This window comes from Tautonia marina, assembly GCF_009177065.1.
In the GTDB taxonomy this organism is placed as follows: Bacteria; Planctomycetota; Planctomycetia; order Isosphaerales; family Isosphaeraceae; genus Tautonia; species Tautonia marina.
This window is the reverse complement of record NZ_WEZF01000002.1, coordinates 142,144-161,188: the sequence shown is the minus strand read 5'-3', so window position 1 is coordinate 161,188 and position 19,045 is coordinate 142,144. Positions and strand designations below refer to the sequence as shown.

The 19,045-nt window shown below is 63.3% G+C and carries 15 protein-coding genes; 6 read left to right on the top strand and 9 right to left on the bottom strand.

From position 1 onward, the window contains the following. Positions 1–16: 16 nt before the first annotated feature. Complete coding sequence (locus GA615_RS03155) at positions 17–958, bottom strand: bifunctional riboflavin kinase/FAD synthetase (RefSeq protein WP_152049810.1); 942 nt, start codon at positions 956–958, stop codon at positions 17–19. A 596-nt stretch (positions 959–1,554) separates the two neighbouring features. Here GA615_RS03155 and GA615_RS03150 point away from each other — a divergent pair. The 6 genes from GA615_RS03150 (at position 1,555) to GA615_RS03125 (ending at position 10,781) form a co-directional block, all read left to right on the top strand. Further along, positions 1,555–4,173 (top strand): heavy metal translocating P-type ATPase, encoded by a 2,619-nt coding sequence (locus tag GA615_RS03150; protein ID WP_152049809.1) that lies wholly within the window; start codon positions 1,555–1,557, stop codon positions 4,171–4,173. Positions 4,174–4,288: 115 nt separating this feature from the next. Next, positions 4,289–7,273, top strand: coding sequence for a DUF1553 domain-containing protein (locus GA615_RS03145; protein WP_152049808.1), 2,985 nt, complete (start codon positions 4,289–4,291; stop codon positions 7,271–7,273). Positions 7,274–7,304: 31 nt separating this feature from the next. Continuing rightward, the gene (locus tag GA615_RS03140) at positions 7,305–8,600 is read left to right on the top strand and encodes a DUF1501 domain-containing protein (protein WP_152049807.1); all 1,296 of its coding nucleotides are present in this window, start codon (positions 7,305–7,307) and stop codon (positions 8,598–8,600) included. A gap of 417 nt (positions 8,601–9,017) precedes the next feature. Continuing rightward, complete coding sequence (locus tag GA615_RS03135; protein WP_152049806.1) at positions 9,018–10,022, top strand: DUF1559 domain-containing protein; 1,005 nt, start codon at positions 9,018–9,020, stop codon at positions 10,020–10,022. Further along, positions 10,012–10,431 carry a hypothetical protein gene (locus GA615_RS03130; RefSeq protein WP_152049805.1) on the top strand — a complete coding sequence of 140 codons (420 nt, stop codon included), beginning with the start codon at positions 10,012–10,014 and terminating at the stop codon, positions 10,429–10,431. The genes GA615_RS03135 and GA615_RS03130 overlap by 11 nt, the downstream gene beginning before the upstream one ends. An 86-nt stretch (positions 10,432–10,517) precedes the next feature. Next, complete coding sequence (locus GA615_RS03125; RefSeq protein WP_152049804.1) at positions 10,518–10,781, top strand: hypothetical protein; 264 nt, start codon at positions 10,518–10,520, stop codon at positions 10,779–10,781. A 72-nt stretch (positions 10,782–10,853) separates the two neighbouring features. On the opposite strand, the gene GA615_RS03120 is transcribed toward GA615_RS03125, so the two are convergent. The 8 genes from GA615_RS03120 to GA615_RS03085 form a co-directional block, all read right to left on the bottom strand. After that, entirely contained in the window at positions 10,854–11,576 is a 723-nt protein-coding gene (locus GA615_RS03120; protein ID WP_161602139.1) for a DUF1990 family protein, read from the bottom strand. A 1-nt stretch (position 11,577) separates the two neighbouring features. After that, the gene (locus GA615_RS03115; RefSeq protein ID WP_152049802.1) at positions 11,578–12,204 is read right to left on the bottom strand and encodes a DUF1990 family protein; all 627 of its coding nucleotides are present in this window, start codon (positions 12,202–12,204) and stop codon (positions 11,578–11,580) included. Positions 12,205–12,281: 77 nt separating this feature from the next. Next, on the bottom strand, positions 12,282–13,337 hold the full coding sequence (locus GA615_RS03110) for an extracellular solute-binding protein (RefSeq protein ID WP_235905042.1): 1,056 nt from the start codon (positions 13,335–13,337) through the stop codon (positions 12,282–12,284). A gap of 185 nt (positions 13,338–13,522) precedes the next feature. After that, the gene (locus GA615_RS03105) at positions 13,523–14,605 is read right to left on the bottom strand and encodes a twin-arginine translocation signal domain-containing protein (RefSeq protein WP_152049801.1); all 1,083 of its coding nucleotides are present in this window, start codon (positions 14,603–14,605) and stop codon (positions 13,523–13,525) included. Between the two features lie 180 nt (positions 14,606–14,785). Further along, a complete protein-coding gene (locus GA615_RS03100) occupies positions 14,786–15,184 on the bottom strand; it encodes a hypothetical protein (RefSeq protein ID WP_152049800.1) in 399 nt (132 codons plus the stop codon). Between the two features lie 203 nt (positions 15,185–15,387). Next, positions 15,388–16,746, bottom strand: coding sequence for a DUF1501 domain-containing protein (locus tag GA615_RS03095; RefSeq protein ID WP_152049799.1), 1,359 nt, complete (start codon positions 16,744–16,746; stop codon positions 15,388–15,390). 187 nt (positions 16,747–16,933) lie between these two features. Next, positions 16,934–17,767, bottom strand: coding sequence for a metallophosphoesterase family protein (locus tag GA615_RS03090; protein ID WP_152050091.1), 834 nt, complete (start codon positions 17,765–17,767; stop codon positions 16,934–16,936). Positions 17,768–17,781: 14 nt separating this feature from the next. Next, on the bottom strand, positions 17,782–19,038 hold the full coding sequence (locus GA615_RS03085; protein ID WP_152049798.1) for a DUF790 family protein: 1,257 nt from the start codon (positions 19,036–19,038) through the stop codon (positions 17,782–17,784). Between the last annotated feature and the right edge of the window lie 7 nt (positions 19,039–19,045).

The following is a 19,045-nucleotide window of genomic DNA, read 5'->3' as shown; positions in this document are numbered from 1 at the left end:
CGGTCCAGAGCGTCGGTCAGACGAGCCGATGGTCGGCGATCACCTTGCGGGCCTCGGCCACGTCGCGGCCCATCTGGGCGAGCAGCGGGTCAAGTCCGTCGAAGGCCATCGACGGTCGGAGGCGGGCGAGCAGGTCGAGTTCGATGCGGCGGCCGTACAGGTCGGCGTCGAAGTCGAGCAGGTGGGCCTCGACGGTGCGGACCTCAGCGCCGAAGGTCGCATTGGGGCCGATATGAGTGGCCGAGGGGATCGGCTCGGGAACGCCGTCGAGCGTGGCGAGTGTTGCGTAGACGCCATCGGCGGGGATCAAGGTGTCGATCCCGCCCAGGTTGGCCGTTGGAAAGCCGATGGTTCGCCCTCGGCCCTCGCCCCGGACGACCGTCCCGCGAAGCCTGTGGGGACGGCCGAGCAAGATGCTGGCCTCGTCGGCCCGACCATCGAGAAGAGCATGACGAATGCGGGTCGAGGAGACGATCCGTCCGGTGTGCTCGGAGGGGGAGGCGATCTCGAACCGCAGTCCCGCATCGGCGCACCAATCATCGAGCGTTTCGACCGTTCCCACGCGATCGCGACCAAAACCAAACGTCGGCCCCTCGACCAGCCCAACGGCGTCGAACTGCTCCCGGATGACCCGGTCGAAGAATTCCCTCGCGGTCAGCCCGAGTAACCAGGGGCCGGTTTTGAAAATGGCAACCGCGTCGACGCCGGCCTTCGAGAGCAAGTCGGCCTTGCGTTCGGTCCAGGTCAGGGGGGCAGGGGCCTGATCGGGGCGGAGTACGGCAATCGGGTGCGGGTCGAAGGTCAGGGCGATTGCCGGAGCGTTCAGCGCATCGGCGACGGATCGAAGCTTACCGATCAACTCGGCGTGGCCGCGATGCACTCCGTCGAAGTTCCCGATCGAAAGGACCGAACGACGCAGCGAATCCGGGACGGGACGCAAACTCTCAAGGGTGATCACCAACCGTTGGTCCTCGTTTCGGAAACGGCAGGCAATGCCGATCGCAAGGGTGGCCAGCCCGGCGGAGTTCCAACACAGATCATCCGTCGGGTGGGGTGCAAGGTGGGTTGAACCGCCGTGGTTCGAGGGAAAACTATTATCGCGAGGCCCGTTCCGGCGGGTCAATGCCGCCCATGAGGGTTGAGCGGATCGTTCAGGCCTTTTTTCCGGTCACCGCTGGTCCGACGTCCTGAGCATCCGCAATAATAGTCTGGTCATTGGTGCAGCGGCCTGTCAGGCTTCCAACCCTTTTTCCCCCTTTTTCGCTGGCCGGTGATCGAACTGCTCAAAGCTACGGCCGCTTCAAAGGGACGCGATTTCCTCAGCGACCCCATCCCAATCGGTACTCTGCCAGGGAAGCGGGTTCCGGTCTGGAAGTTGCAATCGCCCTGATTCACGGGACGACCACGGACAGACCTCAGACCAGCGAGCCTGAATCGCAAGACTGAGGCAGGTTTCCGGATTCCCAAATCGTTCAGGCACGTCGAGGCTATAGGACCGATGAGCGTGAGCGAGGGCGAGGGACTGCAATCGGGCCAACTCTCCTGGGAGGAGTCATGACCGAAACCGATGGGACGCTCATTCGCCTGAACATCTCAGGCATGACCTGTGACCATTGCGTCCGGGCGGTTCGCAAGGCCATTGAAGCCGTTCCGGGCGTGCGATCGGCCCAGGTTGACCTGAGTTCCGGGTCGGCCCAGGTCCGAGTCATGCCGGGATGGGTGGACAACACCGGCCTGACCTCGGCCGTGTCCAAGGCGGGTTACGAGGCCCAGATCGACGCCTCCTCGGGCTCCGACCATCCGGTCGATGCCTCCGAGGGCGGCGATTCGGAAGCCGGCGCCGAGGACCCCGACCCTGACGGAAAAACTCCAGCTCCCGTGGCAAACCAGCCGCTTGTCTCGATCGGCCTGGTCCCCCAAACCCCTCGCTCCGGCGGGGCCGAGCATGACGATGAGGGCTCGGCCCAGGAACTGGCCATCTCGGGCATGCATTGCGCCAGTTGTGTTGTTCGCGTGGAGCATGCGCTGGCCAGCGTTCCCGGAGTGAGCGACGCCCGGGTGAACCTTGCCACCGAACGAGCCTCGATCCGCATCGACCCCTCCCGATTCGATCCCCGATCGCTCGAACGCGCTGTCTCCGAGGCCGGTTACGAAGCCCGTCCGATCGACACCAGCGCCGACCCGACCCAGACCGCCGCGGCCATGCGCCGGGAACGGGAGGAACGGATTGCGTCCTGGCGACGCCGGCTGATCGTTGGGGTGATCTTCGTGACCCCCTTGATCATCCTCGGCCTCGGCCCGATGCTCCTTGGCGGTGCCTGGCATCATGCGAAATGGGTGGGATGGGCCATGCTCGTTCCCGCCACGATCCTTCAGGTCTATCTCGGGGGGCCGTACATCCGAGGTGCCCTCGGCCGGCTTCGGCACGGATCGACCAACATGGACACGCTGATTGCCCTAGGCACCTCGACGGCCTTTGTCTACAGCCTGTATCACCTGCTGATCGGTGACACGCGGCAGGCCCACTTCTTCATGGACGCCGGGATCATTCTGACCCTCATTACCCTTGGTTCGTTTCTGGAGGCCCGATCGAAGGGGGCCGCGGGGCAGGCGATTGAGCGCCTGCTCGACCTCGCCCCCAAGACGGCCCGGATCGTCCGTGATGGCGGGCGAGAAGAAGACGTGCCGCTCGCTCAGGTCACCCTCGGAGACGTCGTCCGCGTCCGTCCTGGCGAGGCGATCCCGGTCGATGGCGAGGTGGTCGAGGGTGCGTCGGATGTCGATGAGTCGATGCTCACCGGCGAGTCAATGCCTGTCTCCAAAGGGCCCGGCGACCGTGTGGCCGGAGCCTCTCGCAACGCCGAGGGAACGATCCTCGTTCGCGCCACCCGCCTGGGCAAGGACAGCGTGCTGGAGCAAATTGTCACCCTGGTTCGGGAGGCTCAGGGGTCGAAGGCCGGAGTCCAGCGCCTGGCCGACCGGATCTCTTCGGTCTTCGTGCCGGTCGTGCTGACGATCGCCGTACTGACCTTGCTCGGCTGGGGAACGATTCGGGGAGACTGGCGGTTCGGGGTCTTGAACGCCGCGGCCGTCCTGATCATCGCCTGCCCCTGCGCCCTTGGCCTGGCGACACCGGTGGCGGTGGCGGTGGCAACGGGCAGGGGGGCCCGTGAGGGCCTGCTCGTTCGAGACGCCTCGGCCTTCGAACGGATGGACCGGATTCGGGCCGTCGTGCTCGACAAGACCGGCACCGTCACTGAGGGGAAGCCGACCCTCGCCGAGGTCTTCCCCCAGCCCGGTTGGGACCACGACCGCTTGCTCCAGATCGCCGGCGCCGCCGAACGCGGTAGCGAGCATCCGCTTTCCCACGCCCTCGCCGAGTATGCCGGAACCGCCCGGGTCGAACAGTTTCGGGCCGTCCGGGGAGGAGGGGTCGAGGCCACGGTCGATGGCGCTCGCGTCCTCGTCGGCGCGCCGGCGTTTCTCGATCAGGAAGGCGTCTCCGTGCCCGAGCCAGAGGACCTGGGCCACGGTCGAATCGTCGTTCACGTGGCCGTGGATGGAGCCTATGCCGGTTCGATCACCTTGACCGATGCTCCCAAGCCCCACGCCCGAGAGGCCATCACCGCGCTTCGTGACCAGGGAGCTGAGGTTTACCTTTTGACCGGCGACCACTCCTCAACGGCCAATGCCGTGGCCGAGGAGGTTGGGATTCCGATCGATCATGTTTTCGCCCGCGTCCTTCCTGATCAAAAGGCCGACCGCGTGGCGTCGCTTCGTCGTGAATCGGCCGGGTCTGATGCGTCGGCCAAGGCCCGAGAGCGCCGGGTGGCGATGGTCGGCGACGGCATCAACGATGCTCCCGCCCTCGCCGCGGCCGATGTGGGCATCGCGCTCGGTTCCGGCACCGACGTGGCCAAGGCCGCGGCCGATGTGGTGATCGCCACCGGAGACTTACGAGGCGTGCCCCGCGCCCTGGCCCTGGGACGGGCCACCTTGCGAGCGATCCGCCAGAACTTGTTCTGGGCCTTTTTCTACAACGCGGTCGGGATTCCGGTCGCGGCCTTTGGCCTGTTCGGTACCTACGGCCCCATGTTCGCGGCTCTGGCCATGTCGCTCAGCTCGGTCACGGTGGTCACTCGTGCTCGCCTGATCAACTTGGCACGGCTTTGATGCCCTTCGGTGCCTGTTAAACACTTGGGTGACACCGATTGCTCCTTCGGTTATCATTGAAGCTCTCTGATGTCCTCCTCGTGCGAACCTGGATTTTTTCTTGGGAATCAATCGGATGTTCGACCCCTTGCGCCTCGGGCGACGGTGCCTGCTTCCTCTGATTCTGGCCGGGCTTGTCCTCGGATTGCTTGGCCGTGATGGGATTCGGGCAGAGGAACCCACTGCTCCGCCGGTCGATATTGCCTCGGTTCCCTCCGATCTCGTTCGGGTCGAGTTGTGCGAGGATGGCATTCCGGCAGACCGTGAGTGGCCTTCCGGTCATCCCGGGTCTTCAGAACAGTACGAGATTCCCGCCTTTGGGATTTTTCGGCTGCCCCATCGCTACATTGAAACCGGGGTTCGAGCCGACCGCGCCAACCCGCTCCTAATTCGTGCCAGTGCCACCGTGACCTTGCCGGAAGGGCGGCATCGCATCCTGCTGCGGGCTCGGGGAGCATCGCGGCTGTTTGTGGATGGAGCGCTCCTGCTTGCGACGCCCTTCCCGCCCCCGATCACCGACGGTCATTCGCCGATCCCGGACGACTTCCTTAATCTCGGTCCTGACTTCCGCTTCGCCCCTCCCGGTAACCGCGAAGACTGGACCACGATCGAAACCCCTGGCGGTACGCATCTCGTCATTCTGGAAACGCTCATCGGCGGCCGTCGAGGGAATAATCCGTTGCGTCCCGAGCCGGGGGAGACCGTCGTGGCCTGGTCCCCCGAGGGTTCGGAATCGTTCCGGTTGCTCACTCCCGATGCCGAGACGACAATCCCGTACAACGATCTCGGGTGGACTGCCTTTGCGGAGGAGGAAGAGGCCCGGCTCAGCCAGATGGACGCGGAACGCCGAGCGATGGCCTTCCAGCAACACGCCCCGGAGTGGGCGGCGCGTCGCGATCATGCCCGCCGATGGCTTGAGGCAACCCCCGAACCGACGATCCCCGATTGCCCCCCCGGTTATCCCGCGTCGAACGCGATCGACCACTTCCTGGCTGTGGCCCATCAGGCTGCGTCAGTCGGGGCTTCCACGACTGGGACGATCGATTTTCCGACCGAAATCCGCCCGATCCTCGCCGCTCGGTGTTTCTCCTGTCACCAGGGCGAAACGGTTCGCGGCGGCCTCCGGCTCGACACCGAGGCGGGAGCCCTTGCCGGGGGTGATTCCACCTTCCCGGCCGTTGTGCCCGGCGATCCCGACGAGAGCGAACTGATCCTCCGCGTCACCAGCGACGAGGATCTGGATCGCATGCCACCGACCGGACCTCCGCTCAGTGAGGCCGAAATCAACAGCCTTCGGACCTGGATTCAGGAAGGGGCGTCCTGGGCGGCTCAATCGGCCCCGATTCCGTTCACACCTCCGGCAGACGACCTCGCTTTTCTCCGTCGGCTCTCGCTCGACACGGTGGGGGTCATCCCGACCGAGGAGGAAGTTTCCCAGTTCCTCGCCGATCCTCCCGACACCCGGCGCACCCTGGCCATCGACCGCCTGCTCCATGATCCCCGATGGGCCGATCACTGGGTCGGCTACTGGCAAGATGTTCTGGCGGAGAACCCGAACATCCTCAACCCGACGCTCAACAACACCGGCCCGTTCCGCTGGTGGATTTACGAGGCGATGCTCGACAATCGCCCCGTCGATCAGTTCGTCACCGAGCTGATTCGGATGGAAGGGAGCCTCCGCAACGGTGGCCCGGCCGGCTTTGGCATGGCCACGGAGAACGATGTGCCGATGGCCGAGAAAGGAATTATTCTCGGCTCAGCATTCCTCGGCATGAACATGACCTGCGCCCGTTGCCACGACGCTCCGGCCCATGAATGGACCCAGGAACAACTCTTTTCGATTGCCGCCATGCTGGCCGAGGAGCCGATTACCGTCCCTCGCACCAGCAGCGTGCCGAAGGACGCCCTGCACGGTCTGGGCCGTGCTCCACTGATTGAGGTCACGCTGGAACCCGGCACCGAGGTTTCCCCCGCCTGGGCATTTCCGAAACTGATTCACGAAGATGCGTTGCCGCCCTGGCTCTCGAACGACGCTGGCCCTCGGGATCGCCTCGCCGCGTTCATCACTGCCCCCGAAAACGAGCGCTTTGCGCAGGTGATCGTCAACCGCCTCTGGGCCCGGCTCATGGGTCAGGGACTCGTCGATCCGGTCGATGACTGGGAAAAAGCAGAGGTGTTGCATCCTGAGTTGCTCGAATTCCTCGCCCGAGAGCTTGTTCGAGGCGGTTACGACCTGAAACATCCGATCCGGTTGATCCTTCAGTCCGACGCCTATCAGCGGGCCGCCAATCCCGACCTGACGGAGCCCGACCCCACCTTCGCCAGCCCTCCCCGGCGTCGGCTCTCGGCCGAGCAGATCGTCGATTCGCTGTTTCTTGCCACCGGCAAACCGTTGAAGACCGAGGAGATCAACCTCGACGTTGATGGCGGACGACCAATCATTAGCTCGATCAGCCTTGGTGTCCCAACACGAGCCTGGCAATTCGCCTCGACCTCGAACGAACGCGACCGCCCAAGTCTGGCCTTGCCGCGTGTTCAGGCCGTGGTTGACGTTCTTCAGGCGTTCGGCTGGCGACCGACGCGGCAAAATCCGCTCACGGTTCGGGAGACATCACCCAACGTCCTTCAGCCGGCCATTCTTGCCAACGGTACCGTGGGTGTCTGGCTCTCTCGACTCTCCGACGACCACGGAATCACCGCCCTTGCGCTCGAAGATCAACCGATCGAAACCCTTGTTGATCGGCTGTTTCTCCGCATGTTCACCCGTGCCCCCACGCCCGAGGAACGCGAGGAATTTGTCTCGTACCTGAGCCCCGGTTATGACACTCGGATTGTCGATCCCATGCCCTCATCCGGCCCGGCTCCAGCCCGGACGCCCCCCCGCTACGTCTCCTGGTCAAACCATTTGACCGAGGAGGCCGACGCCATCCAGCGGCGGCGGGAAGCCGAGGCTCGTCTCGGAGCCCCGCCCACCGATCGACTTGATGCCGACTGGCGTCTTCGCCTGGAAGACGCCCTCTGGTCCTTGATCAATGCTCCCGAATTCCTGTTCATGCCCTGATCGGTTGTTTCGACCGAGGAGATCCTCCCCCATGCGTCCGACCCTCCCGGCTCCCGACCGCCGATCGTTTCTCGCCGCGTCCGCCGCTGGGGCCATCTCCGCCGCGCTTCTGCCCGGTGCCTCGGCCCGAGCGGCCCTCGACACCACTCCCCGAGGATCGGCCGAGCATTGCATCTTCCTCTGGCTTGCCGGTGGTATGGCTCAGATCGACACGTTCGATCCCAAAGGACTCGGTGATCCCAAAGAGCGGAAACCCGGTTCCGCCTACGAGTCGATCCCAACGGCGGTGCCGGGCGTCCGTGTCTGTCGCTTCCTCGAACGAACGGCCCGCGTGATGGATCGCGTCACGGCCGTCCGCACCGTTCATCATGAGATGATCGACGAACACGCCGCCGCGACCAACCTCGTGCACACCGGCCGCCCGACGATCGGAACGCTCATGTATCCGTCCATCGGCTCCGTCGTCGCGCACCAGCGCGGAGCGGCTCAGGATGGAGTGCCGCCGTATGTCCTGATCGGGTTCCCGAATGTCAGTCGGGGGCCGGGCTTCCTGGGACCGGATGCCGGATACGTTTACCTCACCGAAACCCGATCCGGCCCGGCCGGTTTCCATCGCCCCGAAACCGTCACCGACGACCGCCAGCTCAATCGGGAACGCCTCCTCGGTGTGCTTCGCCAGAACGCCCAGCACGACGAACCCCTGGCCCAGTACGATCGTGCCGTGGCTGAGAGCTTGAAATACACTGGTCCACGCTTTACCCAGGTCTTCCAGCTCGACCAGGAACCCACCGAGCTCCGGGAATCGTACGGGGGCGAGTTCGGTCAGCGTTGCTTGCTCGCCCGTCGGCTCGTCGAATCTGGCGTCCGCTTCGTTGAGGTTTCTCACAATCTCGGTTTTCTCAACGGCACCGGCTGGGATACCCACAACGAAGGGCAACTGAAACAACATCTCCTGATCGAGGAACTCGACTCGGCCCTCTCAGCCTTGATCCTCGATCTGGAACACCGACAGATGCTCGACAAGACCTTGATTGTCGTCGCCAGTGAATTCGGGCGCCCCGCCGGGTTCGATGCCGGTGGTGGTCGGGGGCACCAGAGCGCAGCCTTCACGCTTGTTCTCGCCGGAGGCGGTCTCAGACATCAAGGTGCCTTCGGCACCACCGACGACCTCTCAAAGACGATCCTCGACCACCCGGTCTCCCTCCCCGATTTCCACGCCACCATTCACGCGGCCCTGGGCATCGACCCCGAAACCATCCTTTCCGGCGGTCCCCGTCCCGTTCCCATCACGGACGGGGGCCAGCCGATCCGCAACCTTTTCGCCTGATCTCCCCGCCTCCGTTTTCAGCGTCCACTCCAATCTGCCCTGTCAAACGCCCGACGTTGCCCGTCGGGCGTTATTGTTTCCTCCGATCGGGCGGACCGATCACCTTTGTCGTGCACCTTTCTCGGATCTCGGAGGTCACTCCCTGTTGACCAAGGTTGGGGCAAGCCCTTGTTCGCATGCGAGGAATGCCGAAAAGATTTTTTGGGTCCCCAAAAAGTTTTTCTTTCTCTTAGAGAGAATCCGGGTATCATGGACCTGAGACCTGCTCAATTCATAAGGGCAGTTGTCGGGTGATGCTGCAAGGAGGCGTCGGGGGCACCGACGCGATCGTTCGAGCGATTCGAGACGGAGGCGTCGACCAGCAACCCTTGCGAGTCATCCGACGCTGCCGAAAGACTCCTCCGATGGAACCTTCACATGACGATCCCACACCATCGTGACTCAGTCGAGAAACGGCGGCGACCGATCGCGCCAGGCTTCACGCTGATCGAGTTGCTGGTGGTCATCGCGATCATTGGCATATTCATCGCCCTCTTGCTCCCTGCGGTGCAATCGGCTCGCGAGGCAGCGCGTCGGGCGCAATGCACCAACCATTTGAAGCAAATTGGTCTGGGTATGCACAATTATGAGTCGGCGTTTGGATGCTTTCCGCCAGGCTATCTCACACGTTCCGGTGGGGGTGGGGTGCATGGTGTGCCCGATCCGGCCACGCTCGATGCTGGGCCGGGATGGGGATATGGGGCGGTCCTGCTCCCTTATCTTGAGCAACAACCGCTCGCTCAGGCGATGAACTTCGACCTGCCGTGTGCGTTCCCGGAGAACATCACCGCAACAACGACTTCGGTGGAGACGTTTCTGTGTCCGTCGGTCAGCGAACCCAGTCGACGCTTCGACGTGCTCGACCAGCCTGGAACCGTACTCGCGCGGTTCGCTCGGTCGCATTATGTCCTCAATTCCGGTCGAGACGAGGCCTGGACCTACACGATCGAGGACCAGGGGCGGATCGCCGATGGTCCCTTCTTCCGCAATTCCAGCACCACCGTCGCCGAGATTCGCGATGGTCTTGCCTACAGCATGTTCATGGGTGAGCATTCACCGATTCTCAGCGACAAGACCTGGGTGGGTGTTGTTCCTGGTGCAGTGGTTTGCCCAACGCCTCGGTTTGCCTTTTCCGTGTGCGACTTTGCTGCCACGCTCGTGTTGTCTCACAGCGGGCCGGCGTCGGAGGAGGATTTCGTCATTCACCCGCCGAATTCACGATCTGCTCACGTTTGTCAGATGTACTCGGAGCATCCCGGAGGCAGCAACATCCTCTTCGGTGATGGAAGCGTTCGATTCGTCAAGGAAACCTGCAACCAGCTTGCCTGGGCGGCAATCGCCACGATTCGAGGAGGGGAGGTCGTCAGTGCCGATGAGTTCTGAGCTCAGGCCCCACAGAGTTGATCTGCGGCGAAGGCGAACCCGGTCGGTCATTCTCCCCCTTGTGATTTTCCTTCCGCCGGCCGTGCTGGGGGGCGGATGCTCCCCTCCCCAGGTCGACCCGGAGCATCGCGAACTGATTCTTCGTCTGGCCACTGCAACCTCGGCAAGGGATTCGCAACTGCTTGAAGCCGTGGCAGAGGACCTGAAGGCCCACCGCGCGGCCGGAACCCTCGGTGGGGCTCAACACGCCGCCTTCGAGGCAATCGTCACTGCCGGCCGCACCGATGATTGGGACCAGGCCCAGCGCCGGGCGTATGCGTTGCGTGACGCTCAGCGACCGACTCAGGCCGAGGTTGATCGCCTCAAATCCCGCCCGCTCCCTCCTCCCAAACGTCTGAACGACGGGTGATGATTGTTGTCTTGGCGCGGGGTTTGCAATGAAAAGCAAAGCGACAATGCCTGTCATCTGCCCACGTCTCAGGAGGTTCCGAGACCATGACCCCGCCGCGCGCCGAGTTCGAGATGAGTGTTTACCCTCATCAGCATGAGGAGGGTTATCTGACCAAGGTCATCGAGCATTACACCAGCATGGTGCCGTCCGGCGTGTATCTGGCAACCGCCTTTGGAGCCGTCGGCCTGTCACTGGGCCTGCGACTGTCGGGACACCGCAACGCTGCGATGTACGTCGGTCTCTGGCCTCCGACGATTTTGCTCATGGGTGTTTATAACAAGATGGTTAAGTTGCACGGTTCTCAGTAGGTGCTGCCGCTCCTTTGAACCGGAGTTTGCACGGGGGAGCATCGACGGCTCCCCCGTCATGCTTCCTCCCCCTCAGTCCGACAACGGCTCCGAGCTGCGTTGCGGGGTCAGGTCGCCTCGATGGGCGAGCATGCCAGGCTCGGACAGAGGTTGTGTGTTTGCGTCTCTGGCAAGGTGACGAAGCCGAGCAGGGGCCCTCAGCCGCCAGCGATGGCGATACCGTTCGCCGAGGATTCGGAATCCGAGCCGGCTCCACCAGTTCGGAAAATCCCCCAGGCGCCAGTGGGCCTCGATTCGGAAGTGGATCTCACCGGTCTGGTGATCCTTGGTCAGCAAGAACCACTCGAAACCACGTTCGATGTGCCCGGCCAGGGTATCGTAGCGAAACCCGAAGGCGGTCATCCCCTCCTCGGTTTCCTCTCGAAGATGAGTGATCCGACACCCTCCGAGAAACCGGAAGCCGAGGACCTTCAGTTCGAGCAGCATATTTCGACCCTGGGGATCGGCCTCCGGGTCGAAGTGACCTTCCACGATCGTCGGATCGGAAAAATCATAATTGATCAGCCCGGCTCGGGCATGAGCGTACAGCCCCTTCACCAGGGGAGGGCCTTCCGGCTCGAAGCCGAGGCTGTCGTGCGATCCATCCACCGTCCAGCCGTGCTCAACTGTCATCTGCTCGGGTGGGTCATCGAAGTTGACGGGCCGGTGGGCCAATTCGTCGAGCATTGTCCGCAACTCAAGCTCCGACCAGCCCCGACCAAATCGCCAGGGCCAGGGCGCGCATGCTCGCGCCATCTCATCCTCCCTCAACGGTCGTGGGGCAGGTCGGCTCATCCGGACCTCCGGGACGATCGGCAGGGGTCTCCTCGACCGACACCGTGCGGACCTTCACGGCGTCGAGTACCCGCCCTCCGCACGCTTCGGCCAGGTTGCCAATGAAGTTGATCCAACAACGCGACTGCATTTGCTTGCCCATCAACAAAAAGCCGGTGAAATTCATGAGCCCATTGGCTCGGGTCCGGCTGACAATGCTGAAGCTCGGTCTTCCCTGGTCATCGCGGCCGGCGACAAAGGTGATCCGGCCCAGTTCGGGATGCCCGCTCATCGTCCGCAGCGTGAGGCTCCGATCGTCGACATGAACCACCTTCACACGGCAATCACCAACCAGGGAAAGCCGGATGTCGAGGACGTCTCCCACCTTCAGCGGTTCGCCCGCTGTGCTCGATGGGCACTCGAACCGAGCCGTCTCGGGAGGTGCAAATGTGACGAAGTCGGTCCTGACGCGATCGGCAAGCTCCTCGGGCGTGCAGTCGATTCCGTCGAACACGGCAACGTATTCGCGCTTCAGCAGGGGACCGTAGCCCTGTGAGGCAAACACGATCCCCTGGTCATTGGGCTGAGCCTGAGTCAGGCGGAACACCATCGGGTCTCCGGCGGGGCGGTACGATCAATCCATCATCCGCTCCCATCCTCAGCAACTTGTGGGCCAAGAGGCGCCGGCTATTGCGTGGCAAATTCCTCTCGGATGAACTGCGCGACCTCGTCCCAGCGGGCCGCGGCGGCCTCGAAGTCGACCGTCATGGCCTTGATCGTCCTCGGCGTCTCGACCCGAGCCGAGGCATCGGTCGTCTCAATCAGCGGGATCTGAGCGCTCGGCCCCGCAGCTAGAATGGCCTCGACCTCCGGGCTGATGATCGCGCTGGCCAGGTCGTTGGCGGCCGATGGGTGGGGCGACCCCTTGATCCTCGCCAGGGTATTCGGGATGAACAGCGTTCCGAGCCCGCCTTCGCCTTGATCTGGGTAGACGATCGTGACCGGAGCGCCCAGTTGCTCGATCATCACCATCGCATCATCCGTGTCCGTCATGCCGAAGGCAAACCGGCCGGAGGCGACATCCTGCGCCACCTGCTTGTTCCCGGCGAGAATGGCCACGTCATTGGTCTTCAGATCGTGAAAATACCGCTTCGCTTGCGATTCGCCCCAGACCTCAAACAAACAGGCCGCGTGCGAGGCGGTGGTCCCGAACAGTGGCTTGGCGATGGCGGTCTGTCCCTTCCACCTCGGATCGGCCAGATCACGAATGCTTGTCGGTCGATCCGATTCCGGCACCAGGTCCGTGTTGACGATCAGGACCCGGGCCCGGCCGGCGAAACCGTACCAGGTGCCGTCGTCGGCCTTGTACTGCTCGGGGATCGCCTCGGCGTGTTCCGGGGTGAACGGCTCAAGCAAGCCGAGGCGATGGAGCCGGAGTGTGTTGAGGATCTCATTGTTCCAGAACAGATCGGCGCGGGGTCGATCAGCCTCGGCAATGATCGCGTTGGTCAGGCCGACCGTCTTGGTGCTCTCGACATCATACTTCGCATCGACCTGAACCCCCGATTCCGACTCGTACTCTCGGAGGATCGGCTCCGAGAATTCCCGGTCGAGCGCGGTGTAGACAACGACTCGACCGGTCTCATTCTCGGATGTCGATCCCGTGCAACCGCAAAGTCCCACGACCGAGAAGAGCACCAGCACCGGACAGGCCAATCGGGTGAGTCTCGTTCCCCTCATCATGACCACTCCTCAGCAAGACTCCGCCGACCGACACGGCCTCACCACCCACCGGCACCTTCCCGGAGGGAATCGTACCTCCAGTCTCAATCAGGACGTGGTCTGTGTCAACGAATTCGTTCGGTGTCGAGGGCCAATCCGAGCGACTCCGATTGGCCCTTGAGTCCACCGAAGCGACCCCAGCGACTTCAGGACAGGCGGCGCAGCTTCGAAACCCGGCCGGTTCGAACCCATTCGGCGACGAAGATATTCCCGTCCGCGTCGAAGCTCGCGTCATGCGGGTGAACGAAGCGGCCGGGCCGCCAGCGATCCGGCTGCGTGCGGACTTTGAAGCCGTCGAGAACCTCGGCGGTCCACTCAGGGTCGTATCCCAGGTGGTTGATCACGTTGTTCTCGCGGTCAAACAGGCTGACCCGAGCATGCAGGTCGGGCACAAGCAGCAGATCCCCTTGAATGTCGAAGTGGGCCGGGAAACTGACCTCGTCGAGGATCGATCGGAATTCCCCCTCGGGAGAGAAATACTGGAGCCGAGCGTTCGCGCGGTCGGCGACCACCAGTTCGGGCGTTCTGCCGGCGCGGTCGTCGAACCAGAGGCCGTGAGGGGTGCGCATCAGGCCGGGTTCCTCGCCGGTCCCTCCCCAGGTCCGAACCCATTCGCCCTTCTTGTCATACTGATGGATGTAGTTCGATCCGTATCCGTCACCGACATAGAATCCACCGTCGGGCGCGAAGGCCACGTTCGTCGGGCTAAAGCGAGCCTCGGGATCGGCATAGACGCCGGGTTCCTCAGGCTTCTCCTTGATCCAGACCACCTCCCCCTTCAGGTCGGTTTTCACCACGAGGTTGACCGGGAACATGAAGGCAAGATAGAGATATTCCTGCCCGTCCTCCTCGCGGATGTCGATGCCGTGACCCCCGCCGTGGTACTCCTTCCCGAACGATCGGACAAACTTCCCGTCGGGATCAAAGACCACGATGGTGTCCTGGGCCATCTCCGGAGACGACGGCCGATCCGCCCCCGCCCGATGGGTGATGTAGATCAGGCCGTCTCGATCCACCGCAACGCCATGCGTTTCAAACCAGCTGATATGATCGGGGACCTCTCCCCAGCCGTGAATGCACTCGTACTGATACGCTCCCGAACCGACCACGGGCCGGGACGAATCGGACGGCTTGTCGTGACCGAACGAAACCTTCCCGGCGGTGGCGGCCAGGCCGGCGGCTCCTGCGACCTTGAGAAACGATCGGCGGGACGGGTGCGGGCTGATCATCGTCGGAAGCTCCCTGGGCATGGGTGATCGTCGTCGTTGTTGCTGCGGAGTGAAACCGCCTCGGACGGCCCGATCGTACCCGACGCTCGAGGCTTGCGGGAGAGGCTGCCCGCGGCCTCTCTTTGTGCAGGTCGGCCCGGTCTGGTCGGCTCGGGTCCGGGGCAAGCGTTCCCACGCCGGTCAGGCCGTCAGCAGCTTCACCCCGACGAAAATGATCGGAGTGAACCCGACCAGCGACGCCACCACCCCGAAGATCGTCCAGCGATCGACTATTCCCCGGACCACGATCCGAGTCGCGCACATCAGCCCCCCAACCACCGAAAGCGTCAGGCTGGCGGCTCCCCCGGCAAGGACGACCACGACCGAGCCCAGACTGCTGGTGATCCCTTGCAAGAGCAGCACGTCCGTCGTCTGATCATAATTCGACCAGATCAACCGAAGGATCAGGCCGATCATTCCCCATCCGACCAGGCCCAGCGCTGCGAGCAGCGGCCCGAGTCGCTCCTTCGAGGCGGAGGAAGCGTGGCTGAACCCGGCCACCAGATCCTCACGGTCACGCGGCGAGGGGGGATATCCCATGACTCCCTGTCTCCAATCTTCGAGAATGAACGGTCTCTCCGATTCGATCGTACCGTTCCTTCCTCTCTTTCTGGGACAGGCGAGGGATTCTGTGCCAGGCAGACCCTCGAACTTAAAAAAAAACGAGTCGGCAGCCCCAAAGGCTCGCCGACTCGTTTTCGATCATTGCACGGCAAGGTCGGAGGACCGGAGCCGACCTCAGGTCAGACCAGTTCCCGGATGGCGGGCATGTCCACCGGATACTGCGGACGGCCCGCCGGGTCGATGACCGTGTCACGCTCGACATCGATGCCGAGGCAGTGGTAGAGGGTGGCCAGCACTTCCTTGAAGTGGACCGGACGTTCGACGGCCTGCTCACCCAGGCGGTTGGTGGCGCCGATCACCTGACCAGTCTTCAGGCCGCCACCTGCGATCCAGGCGGCTCCGACCTGCGGCCAGTGGTCGCGGCCGGCCTGGGGATTGATCTTCGGCGTCCGGCCGAATTCGCCCCAGGCAATCACGACAGTGTCGTCGAGCATCCCGCGAACTTCCAGGTCTTCGACGAGGGCTGAGAGGCACTGGTCGAGTTTCGAGCCGTGATCCCGAACCAGGTCGAAGTTCGCCCCGTGGCTGTCCCAGCGGCCATAGCTCAGGGTCACGCAGCGGACCCCCGCCTCGACAAGCCGACGAGCCATCAGGAGCTGATCGTTGCAGGTCGGGGCACCATCGTACTGATACTGGTACGGTTTGCCGTCGCCGTACCTGTCGCGGACGCGCGGATCTTCCTTCGACAGATCGAGCGCGTCGACGAGCTTGCTGGAGCTGAGCACGTCGAAGGCCAGCGAGGTGGCCGAATCGACCCCTTCCAGCGCTCCGGTCGCATCGACATGGCGACGCAGTTGATCAAAGCTGTTGAGGAGGCTGCGGCGGTCGGCCAGACGCTCGGACGTAATGCCGTTGAGCGTCATGTTTTGCAGCGCCGAGCCATCGGGCTTGAACGGGGCGTACGCCGGGCCGAGGAACCCGGCCTCGCCGGCGTCGCTCCAGGGAACGTGCCGGGTCGTCTCGGCCAGGCCGACGAAGGGCGGGACGGCCGGATCAACCGGCCCGTGCATCTTGCTCACAAACGAGCCGATGCTCGGCCAGCCGCCGATGGCCTGCTGGTCATCGAACTTGTAGCCGGCGTTGCACTGATACAGGTCGTGCCGTCCGGTGGCACCGACGACCGACCGAATCAGGGCCGCGCGGTCCATCAACCCGGCCAGCTTCGGGAACGTTTCTCCAACGAAGATGCCGGGCACGTTCGTCTCAATCGGCTTGAACTCGCCTCGGATCTCCTCCGGAGCCTCGGGCTTCAGATCCCACATATCCTGGTGCGGAGGTCCACCGGCCAGGAAGATGTTGATGACCGCCTTGTGCCGTTTCGCCGGCTTGCCCGCCAGGCGTGCCGCTTCCTCGGCTCGGAGAATATCCGGCAAGGTGATGAGGCTCGACCCGAAGGCCAGCCCACCGATTTTGAGGAATCCTCGACGACTGACGCCGTCGCAGTAGCCGCCCGATTTCCGCCCGAAGATCGTCAGCATCAGGAGTCGGTCCTTTCTTCTGGCGGGCCGTGCCTGTGTCACCGTTCGGCCCGTTGACCCCAACGCCCTTCCCTCGAACGGCGCCGGGATTCTCACTCTTGATGTTTAACCTTTATTGTCCCCGTCTGTCAACCATCGACATCGGATTCTCTCCGAGCGAACTCTCCTCTTTTTCGTTCGTCGGGGCCTACGCTCCGGCATGGTGGAACACCGCGTCGAGGTCATCCGGGACGCTGAACACTCGCATGATTTCCGGTTTCCGGTACTCGGCCGAGCCGGTCAGGACCACCAGATTGGGCAGAATCTGGGCAATTCCGGAAGAATGGACATGGCCACAGAGGACGAGTACGCGCCGGTTGGGGTGATCAGCCATGATTTCCGCCAGTGCTCGTCCCACGGCCGCACAACTGAAATGCGGCATCCATTCGTCGTTGGCAATTCTCCCCTTGAACACACACGCCTCCCGGAACGGTGGGACGTGCGTGGCAACGAGGACCGTCTCATGCCGTTCGAGCACTCGGGGTAAGAGACGCCGGAGGTGGTCCGCCGCCTCGTCTCCCAGCTGGCCGAGGGTCTGCCCGAGCCGAGCGAGATCGAGACCCGCCAGATCGCCAATCAACCGGTAGTCATTCAGCCGGATCGTCGAGCGCGCGAAGTCTCCCAACCGAGCGTCTCCCCAGCCATCGTGACCGATCAAGGCCACTCCCGCGCCGAGATCGATCACCCCCGCTTCCGGCAACCAGTTGAGGCGCGGAATCATCCGGGTCGTTTCGGCCATCGCGGCCCGGACATCCGCAATCCGCCCGCCATAAAAGTCGTGATTGCCCAGCACGAAGTCGATCGGCGTGTCGAGCCGGTCGGCCATGAACCCGAGCCACGGACCCAGATCGTGGGACTCGGCAATGTCTCCCGTGATGAGCAGCCGATCGGCCCCGGTGCCTGCGACCGCCTCGCAAAAGCGAGCGGCCTCGACCTCAGACACGAAATTCAGATGGATGTCCGTCGCCCAGGCCAGTTTCATCCGCATCCCTTCAGTCAATCAATCAGCGAACGCTGTTCTGCTCCGGGAAGAAATCCTTTGAGCAAGCCAAGCATTTCCCGAGCGTTCGGAATCTCCTTGAACCGGAGCACCGGACCTTCCAGATCCTTCGCTGCTCCTTCATCGACCTTCATCGAGTCGGAGATCGCCAGGACATACCGCGGAGGGCCGTGGTGCGGCAAGACTCGGAGCAGGCGATCCAACGCCGACCGTTTCCAGAAGCCAAGAATCTCAACGATCACATCCGTTCCTGTCGGAACGTGAACGAACTTGTAATCAGGAACCCACACCCCGTCTCGTCCCAGATCGATCAGCTCGGTTGTCTCGGTCACCTCCCAGTCGGGGGCGACCTGCCGAAAGCGGTCCAGAAACGCCTGGATCTCGTTCGGAACGTATTGCCCCGTATCCTGGTAGTGAGAAACAAGCCCGTCCGAGGCCTCCAGATGAAAGGTCCTTGGCTGTCGCTTCGGTCCCCAGCGCAGCTCGGCATCGACCCGGAAATCCGAACAGCGCAACAGAGCCGGCAAGAACAGCGCCATCTGCAAACCGTAGCGGTTCGTCGCCATGAACAGGCTCATCGGCCCGTCCAGGTAAAACGTATAACCGCCGGCCATCGACCCCTTGACCTGATACAGCAAGCGGTGAAATTTCAAGAATCGGAATAATTGTCGATACCGCGCAGGCTTTTCTCCTCGAACGTTCGCTTCAAGATGGACCGATCGCAGCAGGACCGCCTGCGCCAGCGCGACGTTGTAGCGGTCGATCAGGCCGATGGCCGACAGGTCGTCGAACGTTAAAAGCCGGTTCTCATCTTTCAGATCGGCAAACATGCCCGCAACGATCTGATCGGCCGAGAGCCCCATCTCCCGGCTCACGAGGTTCAGCACCTCGTCGCGGCGGAACGGGTCGCGCAGACCGGGTTTCGACGAGTGGGCGAGCTGCTTGCGTTGCTCGGCCGCCGCGGTAAACACCTTCTCGCGAAGCTGTTCGGGCGGTACGTCGGCGACCACTTCAAACTCGGCGCGATCTTCGAGAACCTTCGCCAACCCCTGATGCACCAGCGACGCCATTCCCTTCCCGATCACTGCCTCAATCTCCGAGGCGATCTCGCCTCGGGTCATGCCGACCCCTTCTCGGAAGATCAGCAAGAGGCTCTCGGCCACCTCCAGCCAGTAGCTGTTGTCGCGGTCCAGGTACTGAGGAATCACCCGATTCTTGGAAACCCGAACGCGGACCAGGTTGCCGGTGAGCATCGCGACT

Bases quoted from the DNA above. Each gene is read 5' to 3' on its own strand.
- GA615_RS03150 (WP_152049809.1), top strand. From the start codon at position 1,555: ATGACCGAAACCGATGGGACGCTCATTCGCCTGAACATCTCAGGCATG.
- GA615_RS03145 (WP_152049808.1), top strand. From the start codon at position 4,289: ATGTTCGACCCCTTGCGCCTCGGGCGACGGTGCCTGCTTCCTCTGATT.
- GA615_RS03140 (WP_152049807.1), top strand. From the start codon at position 7,305: ATGCGTCCGACCCTCCCGGCTCCCGACCGCCGATCGTTTCTCGCCGCG.
- GA615_RS03135 (WP_152049806.1), top strand. From the start codon at position 9,018: ATGACGATCCCACACCATCGTGACTCAGTCGAGAAACGGCGGCGACCG.
- GA615_RS03130 (WP_152049805.1), top strand. From the start codon at position 10,012: ATGAGTTCTGAGCTCAGGCCCCACAGAGTTGATCTGCGGCGAAGGCGA.
- GA615_RS03125 (WP_152049804.1), top strand. From the start codon at position 10,518: ATGACCCCGCCGCGCGCCGAGTTCGAGATGAGTGTTTACCCTCATCAG.
- GA615_RS03120 (WP_161602139.1), bottom strand. From the start codon at position 11,576: ATGGCGCGAGCATGCGCGCCCTGGCCCTGGCGATTTGGTCGGGGCTGG.
- GA615_RS03115 (WP_152049802.1), bottom strand. From the start codon at position 12,204: ATGGTGTTCCGCCTGACTCAGGCTCAGCCCAATGACCAGGGGATCGTG.
- GA615_RS03110 (WP_235905042.1), bottom strand. From the start codon at position 13,337: ATGATGAGGGGAACGAGACTCACCCGATTGGCCTGTCCGGTGCTGGTG.
- GA615_RS03105 (WP_152049801.1), bottom strand. From the start codon at position 14,605: ATGATCAGCCCGCACCCGTCCCGCCGATCGTTTCTCAAGGTCGCAGGA.
- GA615_RS03100 (WP_152049800.1), bottom strand. From the start codon at position 15,184: ATGGGATATCCCCCCTCGCCGCGTGACCGTGAGGATCTGGTGGCCGGG.
- GA615_RS03095 (WP_152049799.1), bottom strand. From the start codon at position 16,746: ATGCTGACGATCTTCGGGCGGAAATCGGGCGGCTACTGCGACGGCGTC.
- GA615_RS03090 (WP_152050091.1), bottom strand. From the start codon at position 17,767: ATGAAACTGGCCTGGGCGACGGACATCCATCTGAATTTCGTGTCTGAG.
- GA615_RS03085 (WP_152049798.1), bottom strand. From the start codon at position 19,038: ATGCTCACCGGCAACCTGGTCCGCGTTCGGGTTTCCAAGAATCGGGTG.